The 24,803-nt window shown below is 71.5% G+C and carries 22 protein-coding genes and 2 pseudogenes; 7 read left to right on the top strand and 17 right to left on the bottom strand.

The genetic code is table 11. The features are described from left to right. Nucleotides 1-17 precede the first annotated feature (17 nt). Nucleotides 18-437: an SHOCT domain-containing protein gene (locus PV721_RS00675; RefSeq protein WP_319720756.1), complete on the bottom strand. Its 420-nt coding sequence runs from the start codon at nt 435-437 to the stop codon at nt 18-20. A 69-nt stretch (nt 438-506) separates the two neighbouring features. Next, nucleotides 507-1,340, bottom strand: coding sequence for a class II glutamine amidotransferase (locus PV721_RS00670; RefSeq protein ID WP_319720755.1), 834 nt, complete (start codon nt 1,338-1,340; stop codon nt 507-509). 285 nt (nt 1,341-1,625) lie between these two features. Here PV721_RS00670 and PV721_RS00665 point away from each other — a divergent pair, with 285 nt between their 5' ends. From PV721_RS00665 to PV721_RS00655, 3 genes are all read left to right on the top strand, one after another. Next, nucleotides 1,626-4,373, top strand: coding sequence for a SpoIIE family protein phosphatase (locus PV721_RS00665; protein ID WP_319720754.1), 2,748 nt, complete (start codon nt 1,626-1,628; stop codon nt 4,371-4,373). Between the two features lie 148 nt (nt 4,374-4,521). After that, nucleotides 4,522-5,667 carry an ABC transporter substrate-binding protein gene (locus tag PV721_RS00660; RefSeq protein ID WP_319720753.1) on the top strand — a complete coding sequence of 382 codons (1,146 nt, stop codon included), beginning with the start codon at nt 4,522-4,524 and terminating at the stop codon, nt 5,665-5,667. Nucleotides 5,668-5,760: 93 nt separating this feature from the next. Then, a complete protein-coding gene (locus PV721_RS00655) occupies nt 5,761-6,270 on the top strand; it encodes a hypothetical protein (RefSeq protein ID WP_319720752.1) in 510 nt (169 codons plus the stop codon). A gap of 30 nt (nt 6,271-6,300) precedes the next feature. Here PV721_RS00655 and PV721_RS00650 read toward each other — a convergent pair whose 3' ends face one another. From PV721_RS00650 to PV721_RS00595, 12 genes are all read right to left on the bottom strand, one after another. Then, nucleotides 6,301-7,263: an LLM class flavin-dependent oxidoreductase gene (locus PV721_RS00650; RefSeq protein WP_319720751.1), complete on the bottom strand. Its 963-nt coding sequence runs from the start codon at nt 7,261-7,263 to the stop codon at nt 6,301-6,303. Between the two features lie 9 nt (nt 7,264-7,272). After that, entirely contained in the window at nt 7,273-9,057 is a 1,785-nt protein-coding gene (locus PV721_RS00645) for an ABC transporter ATP-binding protein (RefSeq protein WP_319720750.1), read from the bottom strand. Continuing rightward, nucleotides 9,054-12,107 carry a lantibiotic dehydratase gene (locus PV721_RS00640; protein WP_319720749.1) on the bottom strand — a complete coding sequence of 1,018 codons (3,054 nt, stop codon included), beginning with the start codon at nt 12,105-12,107 and terminating at the stop codon, nt 9,054-9,056. Before PV721_RS00640 ends, PV721_RS00645 begins: the two co-directional genes overlap by 4 nt. 5 nt (nt 12,108-12,112) lie before the next feature. Continuing rightward, a complete protein-coding gene (locus PV721_RS00635) occupies nt 12,113-13,456 on the bottom strand; it encodes a lanthionine synthetase C family protein (protein WP_319720748.1) in 1,344 nt (447 codons plus the stop codon). A gap of 109 nt (nt 13,457-13,565) precedes the next feature. After that, nucleotides 13,566-13,742, bottom strand: coding sequence for an FDLD family class I lanthipeptide (locus PV721_RS00630; protein WP_319720746.1), 177 nt, complete (start codon nt 13,740-13,742; stop codon nt 13,566-13,568). Between the two features lie 127 nt (nt 13,743-13,869). Then, a complete protein-coding gene (locus PV721_RS00625; RefSeq protein WP_319720745.1) occupies nt 13,870-14,118 on the bottom strand; it encodes a response regulator transcription factor in 249 nt (82 codons plus the stop codon). 5 nt (nt 14,119-14,123) lie between these two features. Next, nucleotides 14,124-15,887 (bottom strand): ABC transporter ATP-binding protein, encoded by a 1,764-nt coding sequence (locus PV721_RS00620; protein WP_319720744.1) that lies wholly within the window; start codon nt 15,885-15,887, stop codon nt 14,124-14,126. Continuing rightward, nucleotides 15,884-16,324 (bottom strand): lasso peptide biosynthesis B2 protein, encoded by a 441-nt coding sequence (locus PV721_RS00615; protein ID WP_319720743.1) that lies wholly within the window; start codon nt 16,322-16,324, stop codon nt 15,884-15,886. Before PV721_RS00615 ends, PV721_RS00620 begins: the two co-directional genes overlap by 4 nt. Further along, nucleotides 16,321-16,572, bottom strand: coding sequence for a lasso peptide biosynthesis PqqD family chaperone (locus PV721_RS00610; protein WP_319720742.1), 252 nt, complete (start codon nt 16,570-16,572; stop codon nt 16,321-16,323). The genes PV721_RS00615 and PV721_RS00610 overlap by 4 nt, the downstream gene beginning before the upstream one ends. Nucleotides 16,573-16,584: 12 nt before the next feature. After that, nucleotides 16,585-18,204, bottom strand: coding sequence for an asparagine synthase-related protein (locus PV721_RS00605; RefSeq protein WP_319720741.1), 1,620 nt, complete (start codon nt 18,202-18,204; stop codon nt 16,585-16,587). Nucleotides 18,205-18,379: 175 nt separating this feature from the next. After that, nucleotides 18,380-18,499: a keywimysin-related RiPP gene (locus tag PV721_RS00600; RefSeq protein ID WP_107069644.1), complete on the bottom strand. Its 120-nt coding sequence runs from the start codon at nt 18,497-18,499 to the stop codon at nt 18,380-18,382. A 284-nt stretch (nt 18,500-18,783) separates the two neighbouring features. Then, nucleotides 18,784-19,215, bottom strand: a complete 432-nt coding sequence (locus PV721_RS00595; protein WP_319720740.1) for a winged helix-turn-helix domain-containing protein — start codon at nt 19,213-19,215, stop codon at nt 18,784-18,786. A 260-nt stretch (nt 19,216-19,475) separates the two neighbouring features. On the opposite strand from PV721_RS00595, the gene PV721_RS00590 reads away from it, so the two are divergent. From PV721_RS00590 to PV721_RS00575, 4 genes are all read left to right on the top strand, one after another. After that, a complete protein-coding gene (locus PV721_RS00590; RefSeq protein ID WP_319720739.1) occupies nt 19,476-19,928 on the top strand; it encodes a helix-turn-helix domain-containing protein in 453 nt (150 codons plus the stop codon). An 87-nt stretch (nt 19,929-20,015) separates the two neighbouring features. Then, entirely contained in the window at nt 20,016-20,531 is a 516-nt protein-coding gene (locus PV721_RS00585; RefSeq protein ID WP_319720738.1) for a hypothetical protein, read from the top strand. Nucleotides 20,532-20,533: 2 nt separating this feature from the next. Then, nucleotides 20,534-21,649 carry an MAB_1171c family putative transporter gene (locus PV721_RS00580; RefSeq protein ID WP_319720737.1) on the top strand — a complete coding sequence of 372 codons (1,116 nt, stop codon included), beginning with the start codon at nt 20,534-20,536 and terminating at the stop codon, nt 21,647-21,649. Between the two features lie 79 nt (nt 21,650-21,728). Then, on the top strand, nt 21,729-23,015 hold the full coding sequence (locus PV721_RS00575) for an amidohydrolase family protein (RefSeq protein WP_319720736.1): 1,287 nt from the start codon (nt 21,729-21,731) through the stop codon (nt 23,013-23,015). On the opposite strand, the gene PV721_RS00570 is transcribed toward PV721_RS00575, so the two are convergent. From PV721_RS00570 to PV721_RS00560, 3 genes and pseudogenes are all read right to left on the bottom strand, one after another. Continuing rightward, complete coding sequence (locus tag PV721_RS00570) at nt 22,993-23,502, bottom strand: hypothetical protein (protein WP_319720735.1); 510 nt, start codon at nt 23,500-23,502, stop codon at nt 22,993-22,995. The genes PV721_RS00575 and PV721_RS00570 overlap by 23 nt on opposite strands. 128 nt (nt 23,503-23,630) lie before the next feature. Next, a pseudogene (locus tag PV721_RS00565) lies at nt 23,631-24,344 on the bottom strand (glycoside hydrolase family 5 protein); the annotation flags it as partial. A 94-nt stretch (nt 24,345-24,438) separates the two neighbouring features. Continuing rightward, nucleotides 24,439-24,803 (bottom strand): annotated as a pseudogene (locus PV721_RS00560) (hypothetical protein); the annotation flags it as partial.

Raw genomic sequence — 24,803 nt, 5'->3', positions numbered from 1 at the left:
CAGAGCGGGGTCGGTCCTCAGGAACTGAGGACCTTGGCCTTGGCCTGTTCGTACTCGGCCGCCGTGATGTCGCCGCGGTTCTTGAGGTCGGCGAGCTTCGACAGTGCCTCGGCCTGGTCGGCGGGCCCGGCGCTCTCGCGCACGTAGGAGCGGAATGCCTGTTGCTGCTGCTGGGCCCGGTTGAGCTCGCGCTCGCCCATCCCGCGTCCTCGGGCGATCAGGTAGACGAAGACGCCCAGGAACGGCAGCAGGATGACGAAGACGGTCCATCCCGCCTTGCCCCAGCCGCTCAGGTCGTCGTCACGGAAGATGTCCGCGATGACGCGGAAGAGCAGCATGAACCAGAGCACCCAGAGGAAGATCAGCATCATGGTCCAGAAGAAGTTCAGCAGGGGATAGTCGTAGTCCTCTGCCAGGTCGAGCAGCGCGTTCTGCATGGCCAGGTCTCCTGTCGTGGGCGGTCACGTCATGCGGGCGCGGCGGTCACGTCATGCGGGCGCGCCGCGTCATGCGGGCACCGGGGCGAAGGGGTACAGCTCGTCCGCGCCCGGCTGAACGACGCCGTAGCTGCTCTCCGGTACCTCGTTCCAGGCGCCGGGCAGATCGCCGAGGGGTTCGGACACGATGAGGCGGGTCTCGTCGGAGACCTCCTGGAGGAACGCCATGTCCGGGTGCAGCTTGCGCAGCGCATCCACCTTGCTGCTGTAGAACAGCGAGCGGGAATTGTGCCCGCTGGAGTAGCGGAAGGCCCAGATGCGTTCGCCGTCGGTCATGGCGAGCGTCATCTGGAGCGGGAACTCCACCCCGTGCTCGTGCCCGACGCGCTCCACCACTCCCGCCATCCTGGCGATGGCGGTCGGCGGGTCCTCCTCGAGGCCGAACGTGAGGGCCAGGTAGAACATCACCTCGGAGTCCGTCGTCCCGCCGATGTCGGCGTACAGGGCGGGATCGACGAGCAGGGTGAGGTCCCGGCGCATCAGGTGGAAACCGGTGATCGCGCCGTTGTGCATGAACATCCAGCGGCCGTGCCGGAACGGGTGACAGTTCGACTGCTGCACCGCCGTCCCCGTCGAGGCCCGGATGTGCGCGAAGAACAGCGGGGAGCGGACATGGTCCGCCATCTCCCGCAGGTTGCGGTTGTTCCAGGCGGGACCGACGTCTCTGAGGAGCGCCGGAGAGTCGATGTCTCCCGTGTACCAGCCGACACCGAACCCGTCGCCGTTCGTCGTCTCCACGCCGAGCTTGGAGTGGAGGCTCTGGTCGATCAGGGAGTGTGCCGGTTTGTACAGGATGGTGTCGAGCAGCATGGGCGTTCCCGAATACGCGAGCCATCGGCACATGGGTGATCACCTGCGTTTCTACAGCATTGCGGGAACCGGACCGTCCCGCGCTCGCCCCCGGAATTCGGCTGTTGCGACGAGCTCGCTCGTCACCTCTCCGCTGCGCCCACAGCGCTGCGGGCGACCTCATGTGGATCTCGTAGCCATCTCATTCTCGGGTCCCTCCCCCAGGAGCGCCACGCGGGCGCAAACGGCCGGCGGCCCCCGCCGGTATCGGCGGGGCGGCGCGGCGGGCCGGCGGCCGCTCCCCGCTGCCGACGGCCGGTAGAGGTTAGAAGATGGAGTATGACCGACCTCCATCCGGAGCGCGTCCAGCCCCGCAGGGAAAGGGCGAGGCGGCCGCAGCGTCTGTCCTCCCTGCTGAGCGTGCGCAGTGTGGCCGGCGAGGTGTTCCTCCTGCAGCTGGCCGTCGTGGTGCTCCTCGTGGCCGCGGCGGTGGCGGCGCTCGTGGTGCAGGCCCGGAGCGCCGCGATGCTGGACGCCCGGCACCGTACGCTCGCCGCCGCCGGAACGTTCGCGGAGTCCCCGGGAATCGTCGAGGCCCTGCGCAGCCCCGATCCGAGCGCGGTGCTGCAGCCGAGCGCCGAGGCGGCCCGGAAGATCGCCGGAGTCGACGGCATCAACGTGTACAGCCTCGACGGGGTCACCCTCACCCACAGCGACCCGCGGCAGATCGGGAAGCACGTCGTCGGCCCCTTCTCCAAAGCGGCGGCCGGCAAGTCCTTCACCGAGACGTTCGAGGGGTCCCTGGGCCAGTCCGTGGTCTCGGTCGTCCCCGTCAAGGACCCCGACGGCCGCGTCATCGCCGTCGTCGCCTCCCCGGTCACCGTCCAGAACGTCCAGAGCATGGTGAACCGGCAGCTGCCGGTCGTCCTCGGCAGTGCGGCCGCGGTGCTCGCCCTGTCCGCGGGCGGAACCGCGCTGGTGAGCCGCCGGCTGCTGCGCCGGACCCACGGCCTGGGACCGGCCGAGATGACGCGGATGTACGAGCACCACGACGCGGTGCTGCACGCGGTGCGCGAGGGCGTACTGATCGTCGGCGGCGGCGGACGGCTGCTGCTCGCCAACGACGAGGCACGGCGGCTGCTGGAACTGCCGGGGGACGCGGAAGGGCTCCCCGTCGCCGAGCTGGGGCTGGAGAAGGCGATCGCCGAGTCGATCGCATCGGGCCGTTCCGCGACCGACGAGCTGCACATGGCGGCCGACCGGCTGCTCGCGGTGAACATCCGGCCCACCGATCCCTACGGTCAGGCCGGGACCGTCGTCACCCTGCGGGACACCACCGAGCTGCGGGCGCTCTCCGGCAGGGCCGAGGTGGCGCGGGAGCGGCTGAAGCTGCTCTACGACGCGGGGGTGCAGGTCGGAACGACGCTGAACGTGGAGCGGACCGCGGAGGAACTGGCGGAGGTGGCGGTCCCGCGGTTCGCCGACGTGGTCACGGTCGACCTGCTGGACCCGGTGGTGCGCGGCGAGGAGCCGCCCGAAGCGAGCACCGAGATGCGCCGCACCGCCGTCGTCGGCCTTCAGGGCGACCACCCGCTCTCCCCCGTCGGCGAGCTGATCCGGTTCGCTCCCACCGGTCCCATGGCCGCCGCGCTGGCCGGCGGCCACGCGGTCCTGGAGGCGGACCTGCGGGTCACCCACCGCTGGCGGGCCCAGGACCAGGCCAACGCCGTGGAGATCCTGGCCCGCGGCATCCACTCCCTGATCGTCGTGCCCCTGCGGGCCCGGGGCGTGGTGCTGGGGATGGCCGGCTACTGGCGGGGGCAGGACTCGCCGCCGTTCGACGAGGAGGACGTGTCCTTCGCCGAGGAGCTGACCGCCCGGGCGGCCGTGGCCGTCGACAACGCCCGCCGCTACACCCGCGAGCACACCATGGCCGTCACCCTGCAGCGCAGCCTGCTGCCCCGGGGCGTACCGGAGCAGTCCGCCGTCGAAGTCGCGCACCGCTACCTGGCCGCCCAGGCCGGGGTGGGCGGTGACTGGTTCGACGTCATCCCGCTGCCCGGCACCCGGGTGGCCCTGGTCGTCGGCGACGTCGTCGGCCACGGTCTCCACGCCGCCGCCACCATGGGCCGCCTGCGGACCGCCGTGTACAACTTCTCCACCCTCGACCTGCCGCCGGACGAACTCCTGAGCCACCTGGACGAGCTGGTCGCCCACATCGACGCCGACCAGCAGGAGTGGCAGGGAATCACCGGAGCCACCTGCCTGTGCGCCATCTACGATCCCGTCTCCGGGCAGGTGACCGCCGCCACCGCCGGGCATCCCGGCCCCGCTCTCATCGGCCCCGACGGGACCGTGTCCTTCCCCGAGGTGCCGGTCTCCCCGCCGCTGGGCCTGGGCGCCGGTCTGCCCATGGAGACCATGACGCTCACCCTGGCCGAGGGCTCCCGGCTGGCGCTCTTCACCGACGGGCTGATCGAGAGCCGCGACCGCGATCCGGACGCCGGCCTGGCAGCGCTGCGCGCCGCCCTGTCCGGGCCCGCCCGCACGCCGGAGGAAACCTGCACCGCGGTGATCGACGCGATGCTGCCCACCAGGCCCAGCGACGACGTCGCGCTGCTGGTGGCCCGCACCCGCCTGCTGGACCCGGGGCGGATCGCCGAGTGGGACGTGTCCCCCAACCCTGCGGCGGTGTCCCCGGTGCGCAACGCGTGCGCCCGCCGACTGGCGGACTGGGGCCTGGAGGACATCGCGTTCACCACGGAGCTCATCCTCAGCGAGCTGCTGACCAACGCCATCCGCTACGGCACCGAGCCCATCCGGGTGAGGCTGCTGTACGACCGCTGCCTGGTCTGCGAGGTCTCCGACGGGTCCAGCACCTCCCCGCACCTGCGCCGGGCCGCGGACACCGACGAGGGCGGCCGCGGCCTGTTCCTCGTCGCGCAGTTCGCCGAGCGCTGGGGCACCCGCTACACCGCCCGCGGCAAGATCATCTGGAGTGAGCAGGCGCTCCACGACGGGGCCGCACCGGCCGCGATGGATCTCGGGGAGGCGCTCCTGGCCGGGTGGGACGACGAGGGGTTCTGAGAACGTGCCGGTACGGCGGCCTCGAGGAAGACGCCCCGAGGAAGGCGCCGCAAGGAAGACGGCGGACACCACCGTCCGGGACTGCGCCGCGGAGGCCGCCGAACGTACGCTGGCCTGGATCGGTACCGACCGCCGTTATGGAGCCTTCGTGCCCGCAGCCCGTCTCCGGACAGCCTTCGTCGCCGCCTTCCTGGCCCTCGCGGCCGCGCCCCTCGGCGCCTGCGGGGACAAGCCCGTCGCCGCGCCCAGGGCACCCGCGGTGGCCACCTCCGCCGCGGACGCCGGCGGCATGGCGGCACTGACCGCGGCGGCGAAGAAGGAGGGCTCCCTCAATACGATCGCGCTCCCCCGCGACTGGGCCAATTACGGTGCGCTGATCGACGGCTTCGAGAAGAAGTACGGGATCAAGGTCACGGTGGAGAACCCGGACGGCACCAGCCAGGACGAGATCAACGCCCTCAAGGAGCACCGGCGCGATGGCCGCGCCCCCGACGTGATCGACGTGGGGGGCTCGTTCGCACAGTCCGCGGCCCGGCAGGGGCTGCTCGCTCCGTACGAGGTCGCCGCCTTCGACCAGATCCCCGAAGAGCAGAAGGACCGGCACGCCCGCTGGTACAACAACTACGGCGGCTACGTCTCGATCGGCTGCGACGCCAAGCGGGTGAAGACCTGCCCCTCGACCTTCGCCGATCTGCGCAGGCCCGAGTACAAGGGCCAGGTCGCCCTCAACGGCGACCCCACCAAGTCCGGCTCCGCCTTCGCCGGCGTGTACGCGGCGGCCCTGGCGAACGGGGGCTCCTTCGACAACATCCAGCCCGGTATCGACTTCTTCGCCGAGCTCAGGAAGAACGGCAACTTCATCCCGGTCGCATCCTCACCGGACACGATCGCGAAGGGCCGGACCCCGATCAGCATCGACTGGGACTTCCTCAACCTCGGATACGCCGACCAGTTCCGCGAGAAGGGCGCGGACGTCGACTGGCGGACGGCCATCCCCTTCGACGGCAGCTTCGCCGAGTACTACGCGAACGGGGTGAACAAGGAGGCCCCGCACCCCGCGGCGGCCCGTCTGTGGCAGGAGTACCTCTTCAGCCCGGAGGGCCAGAACCTCCGGCTCCGCGCCTATGCGCGCCCCGTCCTCATGGACGCCATGGAGGGGGACGGCACCCTCGACAAGACCGCCGCGGAGAAACTGCCGACGGTCGAGGGCACGCCGGCGTTTCCCACGAAGGCACAGACGGAGAAGGCGAGGGAGACCGTCAACCGCGGCTGGGACGAGGCCGTCTCGGGCTGAGGTGCGGATGGCCGATCCCCTACGGTCGGCGGGCGGACGCCCGCATGCTGGAAGGGCCAGGCCGTCCGTGTCGTCCTCCGAGCAGGGAGTCCCGTGTCCGCTGACGTCTTCGAATACGTCCCCGCCGACGATCCCCGGTTCGGCAGGGTCGACCTCCGGCTGGACGGCAGGGCGGGCGAGCTGATCGTCGAAGGGGAGGCCGTTCCCAGGGCCGTGGTGCGCAGGGCGGCGGGGACGCGGCTCGAGTCCCACGTGCCCATCGGGACGCGGGACATGGGCCGTGTCACGATGACCGTGGACGGTGCCGGCGTGCAGCTGCTTCCCGCGAAAGGGTTTCTGACCCGGCGTTCGTACCGCGTCGATGCCGGCCGGTACCGGCTGGTGCCGTGCTCCCTCGGCGAGAGCAGACTGCTGCTGGACGGCAAGCGGATCGGCGTCTTCTCATCGGTCGGCGACGGCCGCGTGTGGGCCCGGTGGCAGCAGGAGAGCCGGCGTACGCCCGAGGACGCCGCGGTCGGGTACGCGCTGGCCGCCGCCTTCGGGACCGGGGCCGAGCCGATGTGGAAACTGACCCTCGACGCGGCCCTGTCCCTGTTCGGGTGAGTTCATCGCAAGGGAGCGGGACGCGGTCCGTCAGCCCGTGTGAAAGGCCGTGAGGATCTCCCGGAGGTCTTCCACGGCCGCGGCGTAACCGTGTTCGGCTCCCACTCCCGCGAGGTTGAGGACGAGTTCGTCCACTCCCGCCCGGTCGTATTCGGCCATTCCCGCCGCGACTTCCGCGGGTGTGCCGTAGAGGAAGGTTCCCGAGTCGACCAGCGTGCGGGCCCCCAGGTTCGGCTGGGCGGGATGAACGCGAAGGCCCGCCCGCCGCAGCATGTCGGTGTAGTGCGCGGTGCCGAGGTGGGCCCGCGCCGCCGTGTAGGCGATGCGGTACGGGTTCCGGCCGGGGCGGGCGAGGGCCGCGTGGGCGACGGTGACCAGGCGGGGGCGCCCGCGCGGCTCGTCGTGGCGGCCCGCGTCGGCGGCCCCCTCGGCCAGGGCCGGCACGAGGACGTCCCGCAGGTACCCGGGAGGCGTCATCCAGCTGATCGCCACATCGGCCACCCCGCCCGCGGCGCGTGCCAGGACGGGGCGGAGCACTCCCAGTCCCAGTTCCACCCCGGGGTGGTCCATGCCGGGCAGGGCGAGGGCGTCAGCCCCACCGGGTTCGTCGGAGCGCAGCAGCCCCCGTACTTCCTCCAGGTATCCGACGCACGCGTCGCGCGGGCTCTTGTACGGCTCCCCGTGCAGCGCGGTGACGAAGTCGGGAGTGGCGGGACCCAGCCCGAGGACCGCGCCGTGGCCGGTGAGCCGCGCCAGGGAGCGGGCCTGCACCGCCGCGTCCAGGGGGTGGCGCAGGGGCATGAGGACGACGCTCGTGCCCACCGGGATCCTGTAGCCCATGCCGGTCAGGTGGGCGAACAGCTGGTGGGTCTCCAGGGTCAGGGACTGGCCCTGCCACAACCGCTCGGCGGGCCCGTCCCGCACCAGTTCGGCGAAGGGCGCCACCTCCAGCGGGTCGGTCGCCATTTCGGGAAAGATGATCGAAGTGCGCATGTCCCGCCCTCAGCGAGGTCCGGCCTCGGTCAGATAGCCCGAAGCCTGCAGATGGAAGAGGTGGGCGTAGACGCCGCCGGCCTTCACCAGGTCGTCGTGCACGCCCTGTTCGATCAGTTTGCCGCGCTCTATCACGATGATCTTGTCGGCTATGCGCACGGTCGAGAAGCGGTGCGCGATGACCAGCGAGGTCGCCTCGTGGGCGATGGCCCTCAGCCGTCCGAAGATCTCCGCCTCCGCCTCCGCGTCGATCGCGGCCGTCGGTTCGTCGAGGACGACGATGGGCGCCTTGCGCATGAAGGCCCGGCTCAGCGCGATCTTCTGCCATTGCCCGCCCGAGAGCTGGTGACCTTCCTCGAAGTGCCGGCCGAGCATGGTGTCGTAGCGCTGCGGCAGCGATCCGATCACGGGCCCGGCGCCGCCGGCCGCCGCGGCCTCGGCGATCCGGCCGTCGTCGTCCCGGGCCTCGACCCGGCCGAATCCGATGTTGTCCCGTACCGACATCTCGTAGCGGATGAAGTCCTGGAAGATGACGCCCATGTTCCGCTGGAGTTCGTCGATGTCGTACTCCTCCACGGGTACGCCGTCGATCAGGATCTGCCCGCCGGTGGGCTCGTAGAGGCGGGTCAGCAGCTTGACGATGGTCGTCTTGCCCGCACCGTTCTGGCCGACGAGCGCCACGCACTCCCCTGCGGGAATGCGGAAGCTGACGTCGTCGAGGACCGGGGCGGAGGTCCCGGGGTAGACGAAGCTGACGTTGCGGAACTCGATGCCCTGGCGCAGCTTCTGCGGGAAGGGGCGGATGCCGCCCTTGATCCGGCGCTCCGGCAGAGCGAAGAACTCGAAGAGGTTGCCCAGGAACAGCGTGTCCTTGTAGAGCGCGGCCAGGCCCAGCAGCATGCCGTGCGCCGAGACCTGGATGGTCCCGATCGCCTGGAGGTACCCGGCGAGCTGCCCGATCTGCCCCGTGGCGGCGGAGGTGTGGATGGCCCACAGCATCGCTCCGGAGGAGACGAGCACGCTGACCGTGCCGAGCAGACCGCCCGTCAGCGACTGGCGGCGGGCGAGGCCGCGGTCGGTCAGGAAGAAGGTGCGGACGAGCCTCGTGTAGAGGTCCACGAAGTACGGGCCGAGCTGGAAGAGCCGGATCTCCTTGAAGGAGTGGTCGGTGGTGGTCAGGTACTGGTAGTAGTACAGCCGCCTTCGATCCGCGGCGCGGTGGTACTCGATCTCGAACGCCTTGTGGCTGTAGATCACATACGCGATCACCGAGGGGACCGGGGACACGAGGATGACCAGGGCGATCCACGGGCTCCAGGAGAACAGCACGGCGCTCACGGAGATCAGCGTGAGCAGCTCGCGGCTGACCTCCAGGAGCTGGGTGAACACCTGGTAGACCCGGCCTCCGTTGCTCTCCTGGAAGGCGCGCTGGAGGTTGTCGTAGGCCTCGGCGTCCTCGTACTGCTCGAGGTCCAGCAGCGTCCCCTTGCGCATCACCCGCTCACCGATCTTCGTGGTGAGCTCCAGCCGCAGGAGCGAGTCCAGGTACTGGACGCACGTCCCCAGAACATGGCCGGCGAGGGCGACGCCCAGCAGGGCCAGCCCGTACCGGATCGCGGACTCGCGGGCGCCGGGCACCGCGGTGATCGCGTCCGCCACGTCCTGGACCGCGGCTGCCGTCAGCGCGATCTGCGTGGCGGGCACCACGGCCGACAGCATGGAGACCAGCGCGAAGGCCGTCACCCTGGCCGGGCTGAGCTGACAGAACAGCCGGACCACCCGCCACCAGATCACCGGCCCTCCCCGGCGGCCAGCCGGCCGCGGACCGCGTGCAGCGTCTGCCGCCACAGGCTGTGGCAGCGGGCCTCGCGCTCCAGGTCGATCGGCAGCAGCCGGTTGACCTGCATGTGGGCGAGGCTGCCGAGGATCTGCTCCTCGGACGCCGTCAGGTCGTCGTGCGCGGCTGCCTTCCGTACGGTCTCGGCCGCGTGGCGGACGGCCTCCGCCTGGGCGGCGAACACGCCCTCCAGCAGGAGCCGGTGCCGGGAGCCTTCCGGATGGGGGAACCGGTCCCAGGGGCTGAGCAGTTCGCAGAGGTAGTCGCGATGGGCCTGGAAATCCTTGCGGGTCTGCGCCTCGTACGCGTCACCCGTGAGCGGCGCCCCCCGGTCCGGGACCGGCACCCCCCACTGTGCGGACAGGGTGTCGAGTGCGGCTACGGCCAGGAACTCGGGTTTGATGCGGGGAGGTTCGGCCAGGAGGGCGGCGGTCACCTCGCTGTTGGCCTCGAACACCGCCTCGACCCGGTCGAAGACGGCGGGACCGCCGTACCGGGCCGTCTCCGGCACGTAGCTCGCCACCGCGACGTCCTGGGCCGGCCCGCGTCCGGCCAGGCCGTGCCCCCAGGCTGCCAGCCGCGCCAGGACCGCCGGCCCGTCCGCGGTGCGCACGCGCACCCGCAGGTGCGGGAACGGGTCGGCGTAGCGCATGTAGAACCAGCGCTCCAGGAGCCCCGCTCCACGCAGCTCCGCGATGAGCTCGCGCAACGGCCCCGCGATGATCTCGTCGTGCCTCTCGGGGGCGGAGTAGATCTTGAGGTACGACCAGGCACCGCCGGGGAGGTGGCGCTCCACCGGTACGTGCGGCCGGCGTTCGACGGGCGGCCGGGTGACGCGCCGCGCCTCCTTGAGGACGACGGGCACGATCACCTCGCTCACGAACTTCTCGCCCGTGTCGTCGGCGAGCCAGAGGGCGTCGAACGCCGGGAGCATCTCGTGCAGCACGACGGACGGGTTGCGCTTGAGTTCCTCGCGCAGCTCCTCCTGGAACTGCGGATGTTCGAGATCGCACAGCAGCCGGTGGTCCGACTCGGCCACGTAGACGTGGCGGGGTACCCGCCACTGCCGGCGCCAGGCGGCCAGGTCCTCGGCGTCCCGGACGGTCAGCCGCCACTGGGCCGGTCGCAGTACCACCTTGCCGCGCGTCACGCGCGGCAGGAAGGGGGCGGATTCCAGCGGGCCCCAGTAGAACCCCGCGGGCATGACGTACCCGTCCTGGGACGCTTCGAGCAGGAAGCGCGCCACGTTCGGGGCGAGGGTGGGGCTCAGCATGTGGTGCTGGGCCACGACGATCTCGCGGTCCAGACGCCGGGACCACAGGTAGAACCGGTGGTCGGTGGCCCCGACCAGGATGTCGTCGAGCGCGATCACCCGGTCCGGCCGTACCGACGCCGCGGTGTTGACCGGGATCTCGTACGCCCGGATGGAAGGGCGGACGGCGACGTTCGCGGCCCGGCCGTAGGGCGGCAGGTAGGCCAGCTCCGCGTACACGACATCGGGGAAGAGGCTCTCTTCCCGCTCGGCGTAGCGGCGCAGCCGGTCGACCGAGCCCTCGCCGAGCAGGTCGCTGAAGCGTCCGAACGTACGGCCGCCGTGGGCCAGTCCGTCGGCGCGCATGACCGCACGCCATTCACCGCGGTCGATCGCCTCCCGGTCCTGCGCCTCGATCTGCAGGTAGGCGTCCATGGCGGGCGGCCAGTCGGCGGCGCGGGAGCCGCCCGCGCCGCTGTCCGGGGCGAGCCGCTCCAGCCAGGAGTCGGTCAGCTCGGCCTCGTGCCGGCCGCTCCACCAGGCCTGCTGGGCGAAGGCGACGAGCACCTCGTCCATCCGGCGGGTGTCCGGGGGCGGCGAGGCGGGCAGCTCGACGCCGCGGGCGGGACGGGTGTAGGTGGGGGGTGCGTCGAGACCCGTGTCGGGGCTGAGCAGCGCCTGGACCGGCACCCGGGCGCCGGCGCCGTAGCGCTCGGTGAACTCCTCCCGGTACCTGGTCAGATGGCTGTGGGTGCCGAGGGTGGCGCTGAGCCGCATGAGAACGCCCACGGCGTCGGCGGCCGCCTCCCCGACCGCGGCGCCGATGTGCGGGGCGCGCAGGTCGAGGGAGGCGTCGGCCTGGTACGTCTGGCCGGTGTGGCCGGGCAGCAGGGTGCGCTGCGCGGCGCTGAGCTCCTTGAAGGAGGCCTCGTCCACCGCTTGCTCGGCGAGGGCGGCGACCCTGCGCAGCCGGTCCGCCGCGTCGGCGGCGGCGGGCAGGCCGGCGAGCCGTTCCAGCAGGTGCGTCTCGGGGCGGGCGGCCGTCTGGGGCGGCCGTAAGTCGCTGGTGAGGAAGCCGAGTTCCCACATCTGGCGGATCAGGCCGTCGATCGCGCTCCGGTCCGCCCCGGGGAAGGCGGCGCCGAGCTCGGCGGTGAGCTGCTGGTGGGCGACGGGCGTGCCGGTCGCGCGCATCACCGCGTCGACGGCGGGAGTGGCCCGGATGCGCACCGACCTGTTGTCGTCCTGACCGTACTTGTCCGCCTGCGGGAGGACCACGCGATCGCCCGCCAGGTGCGCCATCGGATTCAGCACGAGGTGGAGCTCGCGCAGCAGTACGGGATCCTCCTCCAGTTGTTTGATCCACGACAGGAGCCAGCCCATGTCCGCCCGGGCCCGCACCGCCTTGACGGGCGGACTGCCCAGCACCGCGGAGGTGTGCGGCCCGAACGTCCCCATGGCCACTGCGGCGAACGTGCCGAAGGGGGTGGGCCGGGTGGACATCCTCGTCACGTAGCGCAGCAGCCGGGACTGGACGCGCCTGGCCTTCTTCGCGCCGGTCCGGTCGAGCCGGTCCAGCGTGGCGGTGAGGTCCTCGCTCGCCACGAGCAGGGCGCGCCGTACGTCGGGGCGCCGGGCGAGCTCCTGCAGCCGCTCGCGGGTGGCGGCGGGGTCGGCGGTCACGTCGAGGAAGGTGCGGGCGGGCAGGGTGGGCGACCGCAGGAGGAAGAAGCCGGCGGGTTCGTAGGAGGACATCGCGGTCACCTGGTGAGGAAGGCACGGAGCCACAGCGGCCGCTCCGAGCCGGTGGCGGTGGCGGAGAGGAGCGTGAGCGCGACGCCGGTGGCTCCGGTGAGGAGCGTGGGGTCGTCCACGTGGTTGCCGGGGACCTCCTGGTCGGCGAAGCACACGGGGAGCGAGGCGTCGCCGTACGCGAGGAGGTCCTCGAACAGCCGCGGCAGCCGGTCGCGGGCACGGGGGCTGAACGGGGCGAACTCCTGGCAGATCATCACCAGTCCGGCGTGCCCGTGGCACAGGGTGGGGGACGGCAGCCGCACGCCTTCGGCCCGGGCGAGGACGCCGTCGAAGGCCTCGACGGCGGTGGCGCGCAGCACGGCGTCGCCGGTGGCGTCCGCGACGGCCAGGAGCGCGGCGGACACCCCCGCGGTTCCGTAGCACCAGGCCAGCTGGTCGTGCCCGCAGTCGGCCGGGGTCTCGCGGCCGTCCGCGTCGACGGGCGTGCCGTCCGTCCAGAACGGGCCGTACCGGTCGGCGTGCCGCTGGGCCAGGATCCAGGAGGTGAGCGACTCGATGGCCGCCGCCTGGCCGGGGCGGCGGTGTCCGGCCCGCCAGGCGGCCGCGAGGGCGGCCGCCACGCCGGGCACGCCGTGGGAGAAGCCGAGGTTCAGGTACCCGTGGGGGTACCTCTCCAGGTGGTTGCCGCCCGGCGGGTACAGCCCGGGGGTGATGAGCCAGCGGTGCGGGGTGGCGGGTGTGGTGGCCGGGCCCGCCAGCCACACCAGGTGGTCGATGAGGCGGGCCGCCGCCCCGCTCAGCCGGTCGGTGGGGTCCGCGACCGAGACGAGGTGGGTCAGCGTGCCGGCGGCGCCGGTGACGAGGTCGTAGTCCAGGTCGCTGACCTCGCGCTCGACCGCGTGGAACGGCGTTTCCAGTACCTGGTCGGCGAGTTGGGCGTGGAGCCGGTCCAGGCTGCCCTGGAAGCGGGGCTCGTCCCGGGTGCAGTCGGCCAGTGTCAGGGCGAGTCCGCTCGTACCGGCGAAGAGCCCCGGGCCCTGGAGCGGTTCCATCTGGGTCGACAGCACGGCCTCGCGTATGTGGCCGAAGGCGTCGTCGTACCGGCCGAGCCCGGCACGTGCGGCGTACAGGTGGAGAAGGGCCGAACCGGCCTGCCCGTGGGTGAGGCTGGGCGGGTACCAGCCCGCGGGGTGGTCGGCCTGTTCGGCGGCCCGGAGTGCGAGCTCCGACAACTGCGCGGTGGTGGCGGTGCGTTCCGCTACGAGGCGGATCCACGTGTGCGCCCGGTCGACGAGGGAGTCTTCTTCCACACGGACCCGGAGGTCCGTGGCGTGCGGGGTGCTGTGCATGGACGGGTTCCTTGTCTCGTCGACGAGGCTGTTTGCGCGACAATGTCGACGGGTGCTGCCGTGTCAGCCTCACGGCAGCACCCGTCATTCATCTACTGGACCGCTGCCGTCACTTGCGGCACATGATCGTGCACATCGAGGTGCAGGCACAGGTCTTGGTGACCTGGCAGCCGACCCGGGTGCAGATCGTGCGCGTGGCGATCGTGGAGACGGACATCGGGGACTGCTCGCCATTGGGGGTGGCAGGAGCGGTGACCCGGGCGTCCAGATCGAAGATGTCAGACATTTTTCGTTCCTTCCCGTTCGGTTCCCAACCGGAATTCCGACTGGTTCGTTCGGACTGTTGCCCGACGCACGAAGAATGCTGCCGCAGCGATGAAACGGTTCCTATTGTCGTCGGCGACAATATTTGTTCAGGAATGGTCTGAGCGCTCCGCGCCGAACACATAGGCGGCCAGGCACGCGGAATAGCGGGACTCCAGCTCAAGCTTTTCCATGATGGCCGAGAGGTGGGCCCGCACGGTGCGCTCGGTCACGTGCATCCGCTGCGCCATCCAGTCGTTGGAGAGCCCTTCGGCCAGGAGGAGGAAGGTCTCCTTCTCCCGTGGGGTGAGCCGGTGTACGCGGCCCAGCGCCGGCTTCCACCGCGGGCCGTTCCTCATCTCTTTCAATGGACTCGGGCTTCCTCGTCGCCGGCGGCCTGGACGAGGTGGCTGGTCACCAGCCGCCGGTAGAAGGCGTCTTCGTGGAGCAGGGACTCATGGGTCCCCGTCGAACTCACCTGGCCGCCGTCGAGGACCACGATCCGGTCCGCGGCCCGCACGGTCGACATCCGGTGCGCGACGACCAGCAGGGCGCATTCCCGGGACACCCGGCGCATGACCTGGGTGAGCTCGAGCTCATTGATGGGATCGAGCTGGGAGGTGGGTTCGTCGAGCAGCAGCAGGCGGGGCCGGGCCAGCAGCGCCCGGGCTATGGCGACGCGCTGGCGCTCGCCTCCGGACAGATTGAAACCTCTTTCTCCGACTTCCGTTTCGAGGCCGTCGGGAAGGCGTTCCACCAGTTCGGTGAGATTCACCAGGCCGAGCACCTCCCGGATTCCCTCCTCGTCCGCTTCGGGTGCCGCGTAGACGAGATTGTCCCGTAATGATCCGTACAGCAGGGGTGCATGCTGTTCCACGAGTGCGACGCGGGCCCGGTAATCGCCGTGCGCCATGGGGCGGATGTCCGCCCCTTCGAAGAGGATCTCCCCTTCGTCGGGTTCGTAGAACTTCTCGATGAGGGAAAGGACGGTGGATTTGCCGGCGCCCGAGCGCCCCACCATCGCGATCTGCCCCGTACGGGGAAGCGTGAGGGAGACCCGGTCCAGTACGAGCCGGTCACCGTAGGAGAAGGAGACGTTCCGCAGTTCCAGCAGGGGGGCTGCGGCATCGGCGGCCTGCGGTGGCTCCTTCCCTTCCGCTGTCTCCACGGGCAGTTGAAGGACCTCCTCGATGCGGCGCAGCGAGCCGAGACCCCGCTGGATCAGGCTGAGGGCGTTGAACAGTCCGGCCAACGGCATCACCAGGTACGTCGCGAAGAGCAGGAACGCGACGAGTTCACTGACCGGCATCGTTCCCCGGGAGACCCGGACCGCCCCGATCAGCAGCACCATCAGGAAGGAGCCGTTGACCGCGATCTCCATGGCCGGCCCGACGACGGATCCCAGCCGCGCCGAGCGCACACCGCTGTCGTACGCCACTTCGGCGTCCGCCCCGATGCGGTCGCACTCGCGACGCTCGGCCCGGCTGGCGCGCACGGTGCGGATGCTGCCGAGCGCCCGCTCCAGGTTGGCGGTCATCGTGCCGACGCTGGTGAGGGCCTGCTCGGTGGCACTGCGGATCCCCACCATGACGCCGGCGACAAGGAGGGCCGCCACCAGGATGGTCCCGATGACGACGAGGAACATCATCGGATCGATCCAGAGCATGAGTGCGGTGGCGCCCAGCCCGGTCAGCGTCACCGTGACCAGTTGGACGAGGCTGCTCGCCACCATGTCACGCAGCACGGTGGTGTCGGTGCCCACGCGCGAGAGCAGGTCCCCCACGCGCTGCCCGTCGAACTCCCGGACGCGGACGAACAGCAGCCGGCGGATCAGCCTGCGCCGCAGCCCCAGCACGACGCCCTCGCCCGTGACGTCGAGCAGGTACTGGCCGACGGCCTCGACGGCCGCCTGGGCGAGGAAGAGGACGGTGAGGAGCATCACCAGGACGGCGATCGGATCACCGGCTCCGACGCGGTCGATGAGCCGCATGGTCAGGAGCGGCTGGAGCAGACCGAGGGCGGTTCCGGTGACGGTGAAGGTGAGCGCCCAGGTCACCGTGCGCCGGCTGTCCCGGACCAGGAGGAGGAGATCACGGACGCGGAGGGGGTCCGTGGCGGGGCTGGTCATCGAGAGCCTTTCTCCCCGGAGTACGGGGGCACGCTCAGCAGGACGCGGAAGTAGTCGTCGGGGAGGTCCTCGCCGACGAGGCGGCCTCCTGCCGACACCCAGGCGTGCGCGCCGAAGGGCGGGGCGGAGCGCACCCCGACGCACCAGGTGGGCCAGACCCCGCGGGCCCGGCACAGCAGCGCGGTGGCGACGGACCTCGGCAGGCAGCCCTCGCGTCCCGCGCACAGCGCGCTGACGGTGGTCACCGCCGTACGGGCCCGGTGAGCCTGGTCGTGATCGGCCGGTCGGACGCCGCGGGCCACCCGGCCGAGCAGCCGGGCGAGGCGGTGCGGGGGCAGCCGTACGAGGGGGTGCGCCACGGCCACCGCCAAGCGGCCGGCGAGGCGGTGGGTCAGCGGCAGGGCGACGCGGGACTCGGGGACGGCGTGGAAGCTCACCGGCTCACCAGCCGGGCGTCGCGCAGCGCACGCACGAGGCCGGCGACATCCGACTTCGCCCGCTCCTCGTCCACCTCGAACTCCGCGCTGAGGCCGGCGGCGATCCCGTCCGGGTCGGCTCCCCCGAGCAGTGCGGACAGGACGTAGCTCCCGGTCGGATTGAGTTCCCAGTACGCCCCCGTGCGCCCGTCCAGCAGGATCTTTCCGTAGTCGGTGTCCACGAGGGACACCTCGTCACGCAGTCGCATGTGCAACCCTCTTCAGATAGTGCGGAGCCAGATCTCGCAGGCGAGCGTCGAGTCCAGCCCGCCGTACCGGAGTTCCGGCGAGGACGGGCGCAGTGTGGTCGCCACGATCCGTTCCCTGTCGATCAGCCCGAGCCGGGCCAGGCGGGAGTCCTCCCAGAGCTCCACGAGGCGGCCGCGGTTCTCCCGCAGTCCGTTCGCGTCGTCGGCGGACGCCTCTCCCTTGGTCGTCCGCCGCAGGAGGGCGTCGGGCAGGTGTCCGCGCATGGCCGATTTGAGGAGCGGCTTGAACTCCCACGGGGTCGTGCGCTCCTCGGACCGCACCGACCAGCAGGCCTGCACCACGTGGTCGTCGAGGAACGGGCTCGCCAGCGGCAGTCCGCTGTGCTCGGCGACCTGGTGGAGGATGCGGGTGGCGCGGGTGCCGTGGTGGAGCGTGTGCAGTTCGTTGTGCAGGGCGTGGGTCGCTCCGCGGGGCCGGGCCGTTCGCGCCGCCGCCCGCAGGGTGTCGCGCACGCTCACGGCCGCATCCGGGGTCACCCAGCTCGGCAGCCGCGGAGGGATGTCCCAGGCGAAGACGTCCGCGCTGTGCGGGGCGGCGCGCGGGGCGGTGACGCCGTCGGCGACGTCCGCGAGCCACCGGCCGTACGGCCTGCGGTCCGCCAGGACGGACAGCGTCTCGCGGATCGACCACCGGTTCTGGGCCCGGTAGCCGCGGATGCTGCGCAGCGCGGCGAGCGGGCGGGTGAGCAGCAGGTCCCGGTGGTGCGCGGGGTGCCCCCACAGGACGTGGTCGCCGCCCATCCCGGTGAGGTGCAGCTCGCTGCCACGGGCGAGCAGGGCGGCATGCCCGGCGAGCTGCCGGGGCTGGTCGAGGATGGTGGGCAGGGGTTCGTCCACCGGGCCCGTGACGTCGAGCAATCCGCTGTAGAAGAGCGGGAGTTCGTCGATGTCGAGCTCGATGTGCTCCGAGCAGGCCATGTCCGCGCCGGCCAGCCGGGCCCAGTGGACGTCGTCGTCCCCCGGGTCCCTGCTGGGCAGGGTGAGTGCGATGGGGGCCGCTCCGGCCCGGGCCGCGATGCTGCACACGGTGGTGGAGTCGAGGCCGCCCGACAGGTCGGCGCTGATCTTTCCGGCCGCACCGGTGCGGGCGTGCACCGCCTCTTCGAGTGCCCTTCGCAGGGCGTCCGCGCCCTCGGCGAGCGGGACGTGGGTGCGCGGCGGCTCCCACCAGCGGACCTCCGAGGCGCCGCGCGGGGTCATCCGGAGGTAGTCCCCGGGGCGCACCGCGTGCACGCCCCGCCACAGCGGCACGTCGCCGAGCGGGTGCGGAACCGAATCGAGCAGCCGCAGGGCGAGGATCTCCTCGTTCAGCGGCGCGTTCAGCAGCCGGGCGAGGACGTCGGCCCGGTTGGCGGCGACCGGCACGCCCTCCGCGGTGGCACGGAAGAGCCGGCGCAGCCCTGCCGCCGTCCCCTGGGCGCGGACGACGCCGTCGGCATGGGCGATGAGGTGGAAGTCTCCCGGCAGCCGCGCGAGAACGCGGTCCAGCCCCGCGGGATCACGCAGGCCGGCCAGCCGGGCGCGGAGTCCGTCTTCGTCGACCGGGCAGGTGCCGATCAGGGTGACGGACATTCCGTGGCCGCTGACCGCGGTGACGGAGCCGCCCCAATCGCCGAGGAGGAAGGGGTTTCCCGACGGATATCTGAGTACGTGTGCGGCTCGCGGCCCGATCCGGGAGGCCACGGCGAGAGCGGCCTCACAGTCCGGTAGCGCTGCGAACCAGCCCTCGCCGTGACCTGACATCGGATTACCAGCCGAGCGGCAGGCGGACCTTCGGCTCATGCGGGCCGCGCTTCAGGAATCCGGTGTCCTTGCGGAAGTCCCCGGCCTTGGACAGGGCCGGAACCTCGTAGACCTTCTTGGCCATGATCTTTCTCCTTGATTCCTTGGGGAACGATGCCGCGGGACGTGGGAACGGCCCGCGATCTGAGGAAATCGTCGTCCACCGGCGTTCGCCAGATCAAGGAATCAGGGGGCCGACCACACCCTGTGACATCACACCGGCTCGGGCTCCCCAGGCACCACTCCTGCACTTCCCACCTGGGGAAACAACCGCCCGGTGGCGGGCTCCGACCGCCGCATGCGAGGGGCTGTCCGCCGGAAACCCGGCTAGTTCTCTTGGCGGCTTCTTCACTCTCCGCATGAGCTCTCTTAGCACCATTCCCGGTTCCTGCCCGACCCGCCACGGGCACCGGCCGGCACGCGCGGCATCCGCTGAATGGCGGAGATGATGGCCCCGCGCGGTATCCCCGATTCGTCGGCCAGCCGGACGAACTGTCTCAGCTGTACCGACAGATCGGCGAGTTCGACCCGCTGCGCAGAATGGAGTACGACCGCGCCGCGTCCCCGGCCGAAGTCGATCACTCCTTCACTCCGCAGCAGGCGAAGGGCCCGCAGAATGGTGTTCTTGTTCGCCCCGTATTTTCTGGCCAGTTCGTCGGCCGGGGGCAGGTGGTCACCCTGCGCGTATTCCCCGGATGCGATCGCCAGCTTCAGCCGCGCCCTGATCCGGGCGTACAACGGCGCCCCGGCCTCCTGAAAACCGCTCGGATCGGTGATGTTCGGGTCCGGTGCAGATGTCATCCGTACGTGCCCTCTCCCCAGGCCGTACGTCCTGGCCTTGTCACGGCGGGAAGCACGGCTCCAGTGACGCCCCGTTTCTCCATCGACTCCGGTGGAAGGCGGTGGAGGCAACGCATTCACGTCAGTCGACAGCGTTGTGCCCCGACACCGTAGCCGAGGGGTTGACCCACTTCAACTGGTGTGGCAACACTGTGGTTTGCCTGGTCTCACCTCAGTGGAAGTTCCCGGCGTAAGCAAGAACTCGCGGCGAAGTAGGTGCCATGTCTGAAGAGTCGGGTCTCAGCCTCGCCGACAAGCTCAACCAGCTGTTCGCCACCGTGCGCCCGGACCCCGGCCACGAGTTCAGCAACGAGCAGGTGGCCGCCGCCGTCCGGGAGGCCGGCACGCCCATCTCGCAGAGCTACATCTGGCAGCTGCGCAAGAGCAAGAAGACCAACCCGACCCTCAAACACCTCCAGGCCCTGGCCCGGTTCTTCGGCGTGCCCACCGCCTACTTCGTCGAGGACGAGACCACGGCCCGCGTCACGGAGCAGCTCGCCCGCCTGGCCGCCGAGCAGGCCCGGCTGCACGAGGCCTCCCAGGGCAGTGACGTGAAACTGATGGCCATGCGCGCCGGACAGCTGACGCAGCAGCACCGCAAGCAGGTGATGGACCTGCTCGACGTCGTTTACCGGCTGGAACAGGCGGAGCGGGAGAGACCGCAGGAAGATTGACCTGATCCCCTCTGTTTTGCCCTCCTTGAGGCCTAGTTGGATGGCAAAAGCTGCCCAGGTCGACCATCTGCTAGCGGAGAAACCCCTTTGGACGAGCGAGCGTTACGGAAGCGCTGCAAGCGCACCCTTCAGTCCCTGGGAATCGAACCTCCCCTGCGGGTCGAGGTCCTGTGCGAGCTCCTGGGAGAGTTCCGCGGCCGGCCGATCCGGCTCGTCCCCCACCCGTTGCCCGTGCCGGGCCCGTTCGGTGTGTGGATCGCCAGCGGGTCGGCCGACTACATCTTCTACCAGCGGGAGACCAGCAAGGCGCACCAGGACCACATCATCCTCCATGAGGTGGGCCACATCCTGGCCGATCACGACAGCGACGTGACGGACGCCCTCTTCCTCCCGGAGTCGATGCCCGACATCTCACCCGACGTCATCGGTAAGGCCCTGAGGCGCACTTCGTACGACGAGGAGCGCGAACGCGAGGCCGAGCTCGTCGCGACGATCATCCTCGAATGGTCGTCCGTGCTCGACCGCGTTGCGCCGCGGGCTCCGGCGGACCGCTCCGCCCAGCGGGTCCACACCGCGCTCAATGACCGCCAGGGGTGGCTCTGACCATGCTGTCCGCTCTTCTGGGCACCGTCCTTCTCCTGGCCCTCGGCTGGAACGTCGCCCGGCTCTTCGCCTCGCCCTCCGACAAGCTGGTTCAGGCGGTCGCCTTCTGCCTCCTGTGCGCGGCGCTGTCCTTTCCCGTGGGCACGCGGGGCGGGGCCGCGTTCGTCGACGCCCTCATCGGCGAGGGCGCCGCCAAACTGCTCCAGAACCTCCTCCTGCTCGGCTCCGTCTTCTTCCTCAAGTGCTTCTTCATCCACTCGGTGTCGGACCGCGGGGCGGGACGCGCCCGCGTCCGCGCGGAGCTGATCCCCCTGGGGATCACGGTCCTCGTCATCACCGCGGCGATGGCGGCCACGCCCCAGGTCGAACGCGCCCACACGTACGCGGCGGCGAACATGCGGGTCGCCGGAGTCGCCGTCTTCTACCTGACCGCGGGCCTCTACCTGATGTACGCGCTCGCCATCGCGCTGCGCTGGACCGTCCGCTACGCACGCATGTCGGGCCGACCGCTGGTGACCGGTCTCTGGCTGATCGCCGGGGCACTGACGGCGATGGTGTCGGCGGCGGGCGTGCGCGAGGTGCTCACCCTGGTGCGCTGGCTCGGCGCAGACGTGCCCGGGGCGGCGATCCTGGGCGCCAAGCTCCTCCTCGACGTCGCCATCCCGCTCTTCGTCATCGGAGTCCTCTATCCCGCGTCGGCGACGCGGTGGGTGAGCCTGCGCCTGTGGTGGCACCACCGGCGGGTGTACCGGCGGCTGGCACCGCTGTGGACCGCGCTGAACGAGGTGTTCCCCGAGGACGCACTGCACCGCGGACACCCCTCGTGGCGAGACGCCCTGAGTGTCCGGGGCGTCCACCGCCGCTACTACCGGCGCGTCATCGAGTGCCGCGACGGTCTGGTACGGATCAGCCCCCACCTCGCCCTGCTCGAAGCGGCAGAGCACCCCTCGACGGGCGAACTCGCGACCGAATCCGCGGCGCGGCACCTACGGGCGGCCCTGGCGGCGTACGCGGCCGGAGAACCCGCGCCCTCGCAGGCCGTGCCGATCGCCCTGCCGAACGGGGACAGCCTGGAGGACGACGTGCGCCAGCTGGCCCTGCTCGCCGACGCCTTGTAACCGGCGCCGGCGGCCTTCGCCGCGCGCTGCCACGCCCACGCGTCACCGCACGCGTCGCCCACACCACGGGAAGACCTCCATGGATTGCCTGATCACCGCGGCACGCATCGTGACGGGCCCTCGCGGCCGGCACGTGACGGACGGGGCCCTGCTCGTCCAGGGCGGGATCATCACCGCCGTCGGCGCGCGGCCGGCCGTCACGGCCCGCGCTCCGCGCGACCTGCCCGCCTACGCGTTCCCCGGTGCCACCGTGCTGCCCGGCCTCATCGACTCCCACGTCCACCTGGCCTTCGACGGGGGGCCGGATCCTGTGGCCACGCTGCGCGAGGCGGAAGACGCGGCCCTGGTCCCGGGCATGGCCGACAGGGCGCTGCAGCTGCTGGGCTCGGGCGTCACCACGGTGCGCGATCTCGGCGACCGAGGCGGACTGGCCGTGCGGCTGCGCGACGAGATCTCCGACGGACGGCGGCCCGGCCCGCGCATCCTGTCCGCCGGCACGCCCTTGACCGGGCACGGAGGACACTGCTGGTTCCTCGGCGGCGAAGTCCACGGGGCCGACGGCATCCGGGCAGCCGTCCGGCGCAACGCGGAGCTCGGCGCCGACCTCATCAAGGTGATGGCCACCGGCGGCGGCCTCACCAAGGACGGACCCCCCAGCTGGCAGGCGCAGTTCACCCCCGAAGAGCTCAGCCTCGTGGTGGCGGAGGCGCGCCGGGCCGGGCTGCCGGTCGCGGCCCACGCGCACGGCACCGCGGGGATCGCCGCGGCCGTCGCCGCGGGCGTGGCCACGATCGAGCACTGCACGTGGATGGGGCGCAGCGGCTTCGACGTACGGGAGGAACTCGTCGCCGCCATCGCGGCCCGGGGCATCCGGGTCTGCCCGGCGGCCAGCCCCGACTGGCGGGGCTTCGCCCGGCGCTTCGGTGCGGAGCGCGCCGAGGAGATGTTCGAGCGGCTGCGCTGGATGCGCGGGCAGGGCGTACGGTTCATCGCCGGCACCGACGCGGGCGTGTCCCGGGCCGTCTTCGACGACTTCGTCTCCAGCCTGGAGTTCTTCGAGCACATCGGTTTCACCCCGACGGAGATCGTCGACCTCGCCACGACGGAGACCGCGCAGGCCCTGGGCGTGGCGGACGACACCGGCCTGCTCGCCCCGGGCTACCGCGCCGACCTCCTCGTCGTCGACGGCAACCCCCTGGAGGATCTGCAGGCCCTGCGCGCCGTGCGCCTCGTGTCGACCGCCGGGCGCCACCACTTCCCGCAGTCGAAGACGCCTTCCCGGCCGGCGCACCACGGTGACGTCCCGGCGCAGCACGGTGACGTCCCGGCGCAGCACGGTGACGTCAGTGGCCGGCGACAACCTTGACCAGCGCGACCGCCGTCCCGATCGCCGCGTCGAGCACGCCTGCGAGCAGCGCGAAGGGCGCCCCTCCGCCCATCCGGATGCCTCCGTAGCACCCCCACGCGAACAGGGTGGCGACGTTGATCCCGGCCGCCGTGAGCAGCGCCGTGTCCAGGCCCATCATGCCCAGCGCCGAGACGCCGACCAGCACGAGCGGACCCACCGCGGACAGCAGCAGCGGGCTGCTGACGAAGAGCATCGCCCGCAGTTCCCGTCCCCGGGCGAGGGCGCCGTGCGTCACGCGATGGGCCTGCTGGTCGGCGACCAGCGCGGCCAGCCACAGGCCGACCGACGCGGTCCCGATCGTCGCCGCGGCTCCGAGGGCGGTCACGTGGCTGCTGCCGGCGAGTCCGATGACCACGGAGATCATGGTGATCGTCGCGTAGAGCCGCTCCTTGAGCTGGGCCGCGGCCGTCTCCGTGCCCGGTGCGCCCGCCCCGTGGTCCGTCACGCAACCCACCGTAGGGTGCGGCGGGACCGGGAACCCGGAGCAACACCGGACGCGGCTCCGCACACCCGGCGGATGCGCACGTCCGGCGCAGGAGCCCGCTCCCCGAGGTGCTGGGACGCGGCCCATCAGTCGTGGTCGTCGCCCCAGTTCCAGTTGGCGTCGTCGGTGACGGTGCGGCGGACCTCGTTGTAGAGGTCGGCGCCGACGACGCGCTCGTCGTCCTTGTAGCGTCGGGCGAGGGCGATCCAGTCGTTCTCCCACTGCGCCGTGGACTGACTGGTGTTCCAGCGCTCGTTGCCGTCCAGGCCGCAGCAGAAGCGTGAGGTGATGGTGTGGTTGTTGAGGATCACCGCGAAGCCCTCGGCCGTCGTGGCCGCGATGACGGCGTCGAAGACCTGGAGCGGGGTCTTGCCGCGCAGACCCGGGTTGGCGGCGACCGAGGCGTCGGGGACCGGGCGCTGGTCGTGCAGCATCTCGTTCGAGAACGGCAGCCGGATGCTGTTGATGCCGAGTTCGTGGAATCCGGCGAGGATCCGCGGGATCGGCGCCCGGTCCAGGCCGAGCGGCATCTGGTCGGCCTTCTCGCCGTCGTGATGGCTGGCCGGGTCGTTGATGTCGCCCGAGCCGCTCCACGATCCCTGGGCTCCGTGCCAGTTCGCGGACTTGAGGTTGAAGCGGTTGCCGCCCGCGTCGACGACGTAGCGGCCGCGGGTGCTGAGGGGCGCGGTCCAGGAGTCGGCCAACGCGGCCGAAGCCGTGGGAGCCGCGTTCGTCACGTTCGTCGGGGACGCTGTGGTCGGGCGGGCGCCGAGCGCGCCGAGCGCGAGCGCCGCGGCGAGCACCGCCGGTAAGAGGGCTCTTCTCACAGTGTCCTCCGAGGGGCCTGGGGGTGGGGCGGGCGTGGTGGAGCGGTGGAGCGGTGACGCGGTGGTTCGCTCAGCTGCCGCCGCTGCCGGGGACGGCGACGCCCCGCGGTGCGAGGGTCACGCGGCGGACGGGGGGACGGTGGTCACCGGGCAGGTCCCGGCGGCCGGCCGGCGTACCGGGCGACCGCCTGATGGTGGCTCCGATGATGGCGAAGGGCGCGGTCGAGCGGGAGGTCGTGGTCCCGCCGGGCAGGTGCCCGACCGACGACGGCCGGTCGTACGAGGGCCGGTCGTACGAGGGCCGGCCGTACGAGGGCCCGGCCACGGTCTGGACGGACGCGCCCTCGGCGCCGGCTGCCCTGCCTGCGCAGGACGGACGCGCCGACGGGTCGAGGAGCGTCCGGCACGGGACCCGCCCCGCCTCCCGTGCCGGAC

Source organism: Streptomyces sp. MB09-01, assembly GCF_033794505.1.
GTDB lineage: Bacteria > Actinomycetota > Actinomycetes > Streptomycetales > Streptomycetaceae > Streptomyces.
The sequence above is the reverse complement of the archived record's forward strand: the minus strand, read 5'-3'. Positions and strand labels throughout refer to the sequence as shown.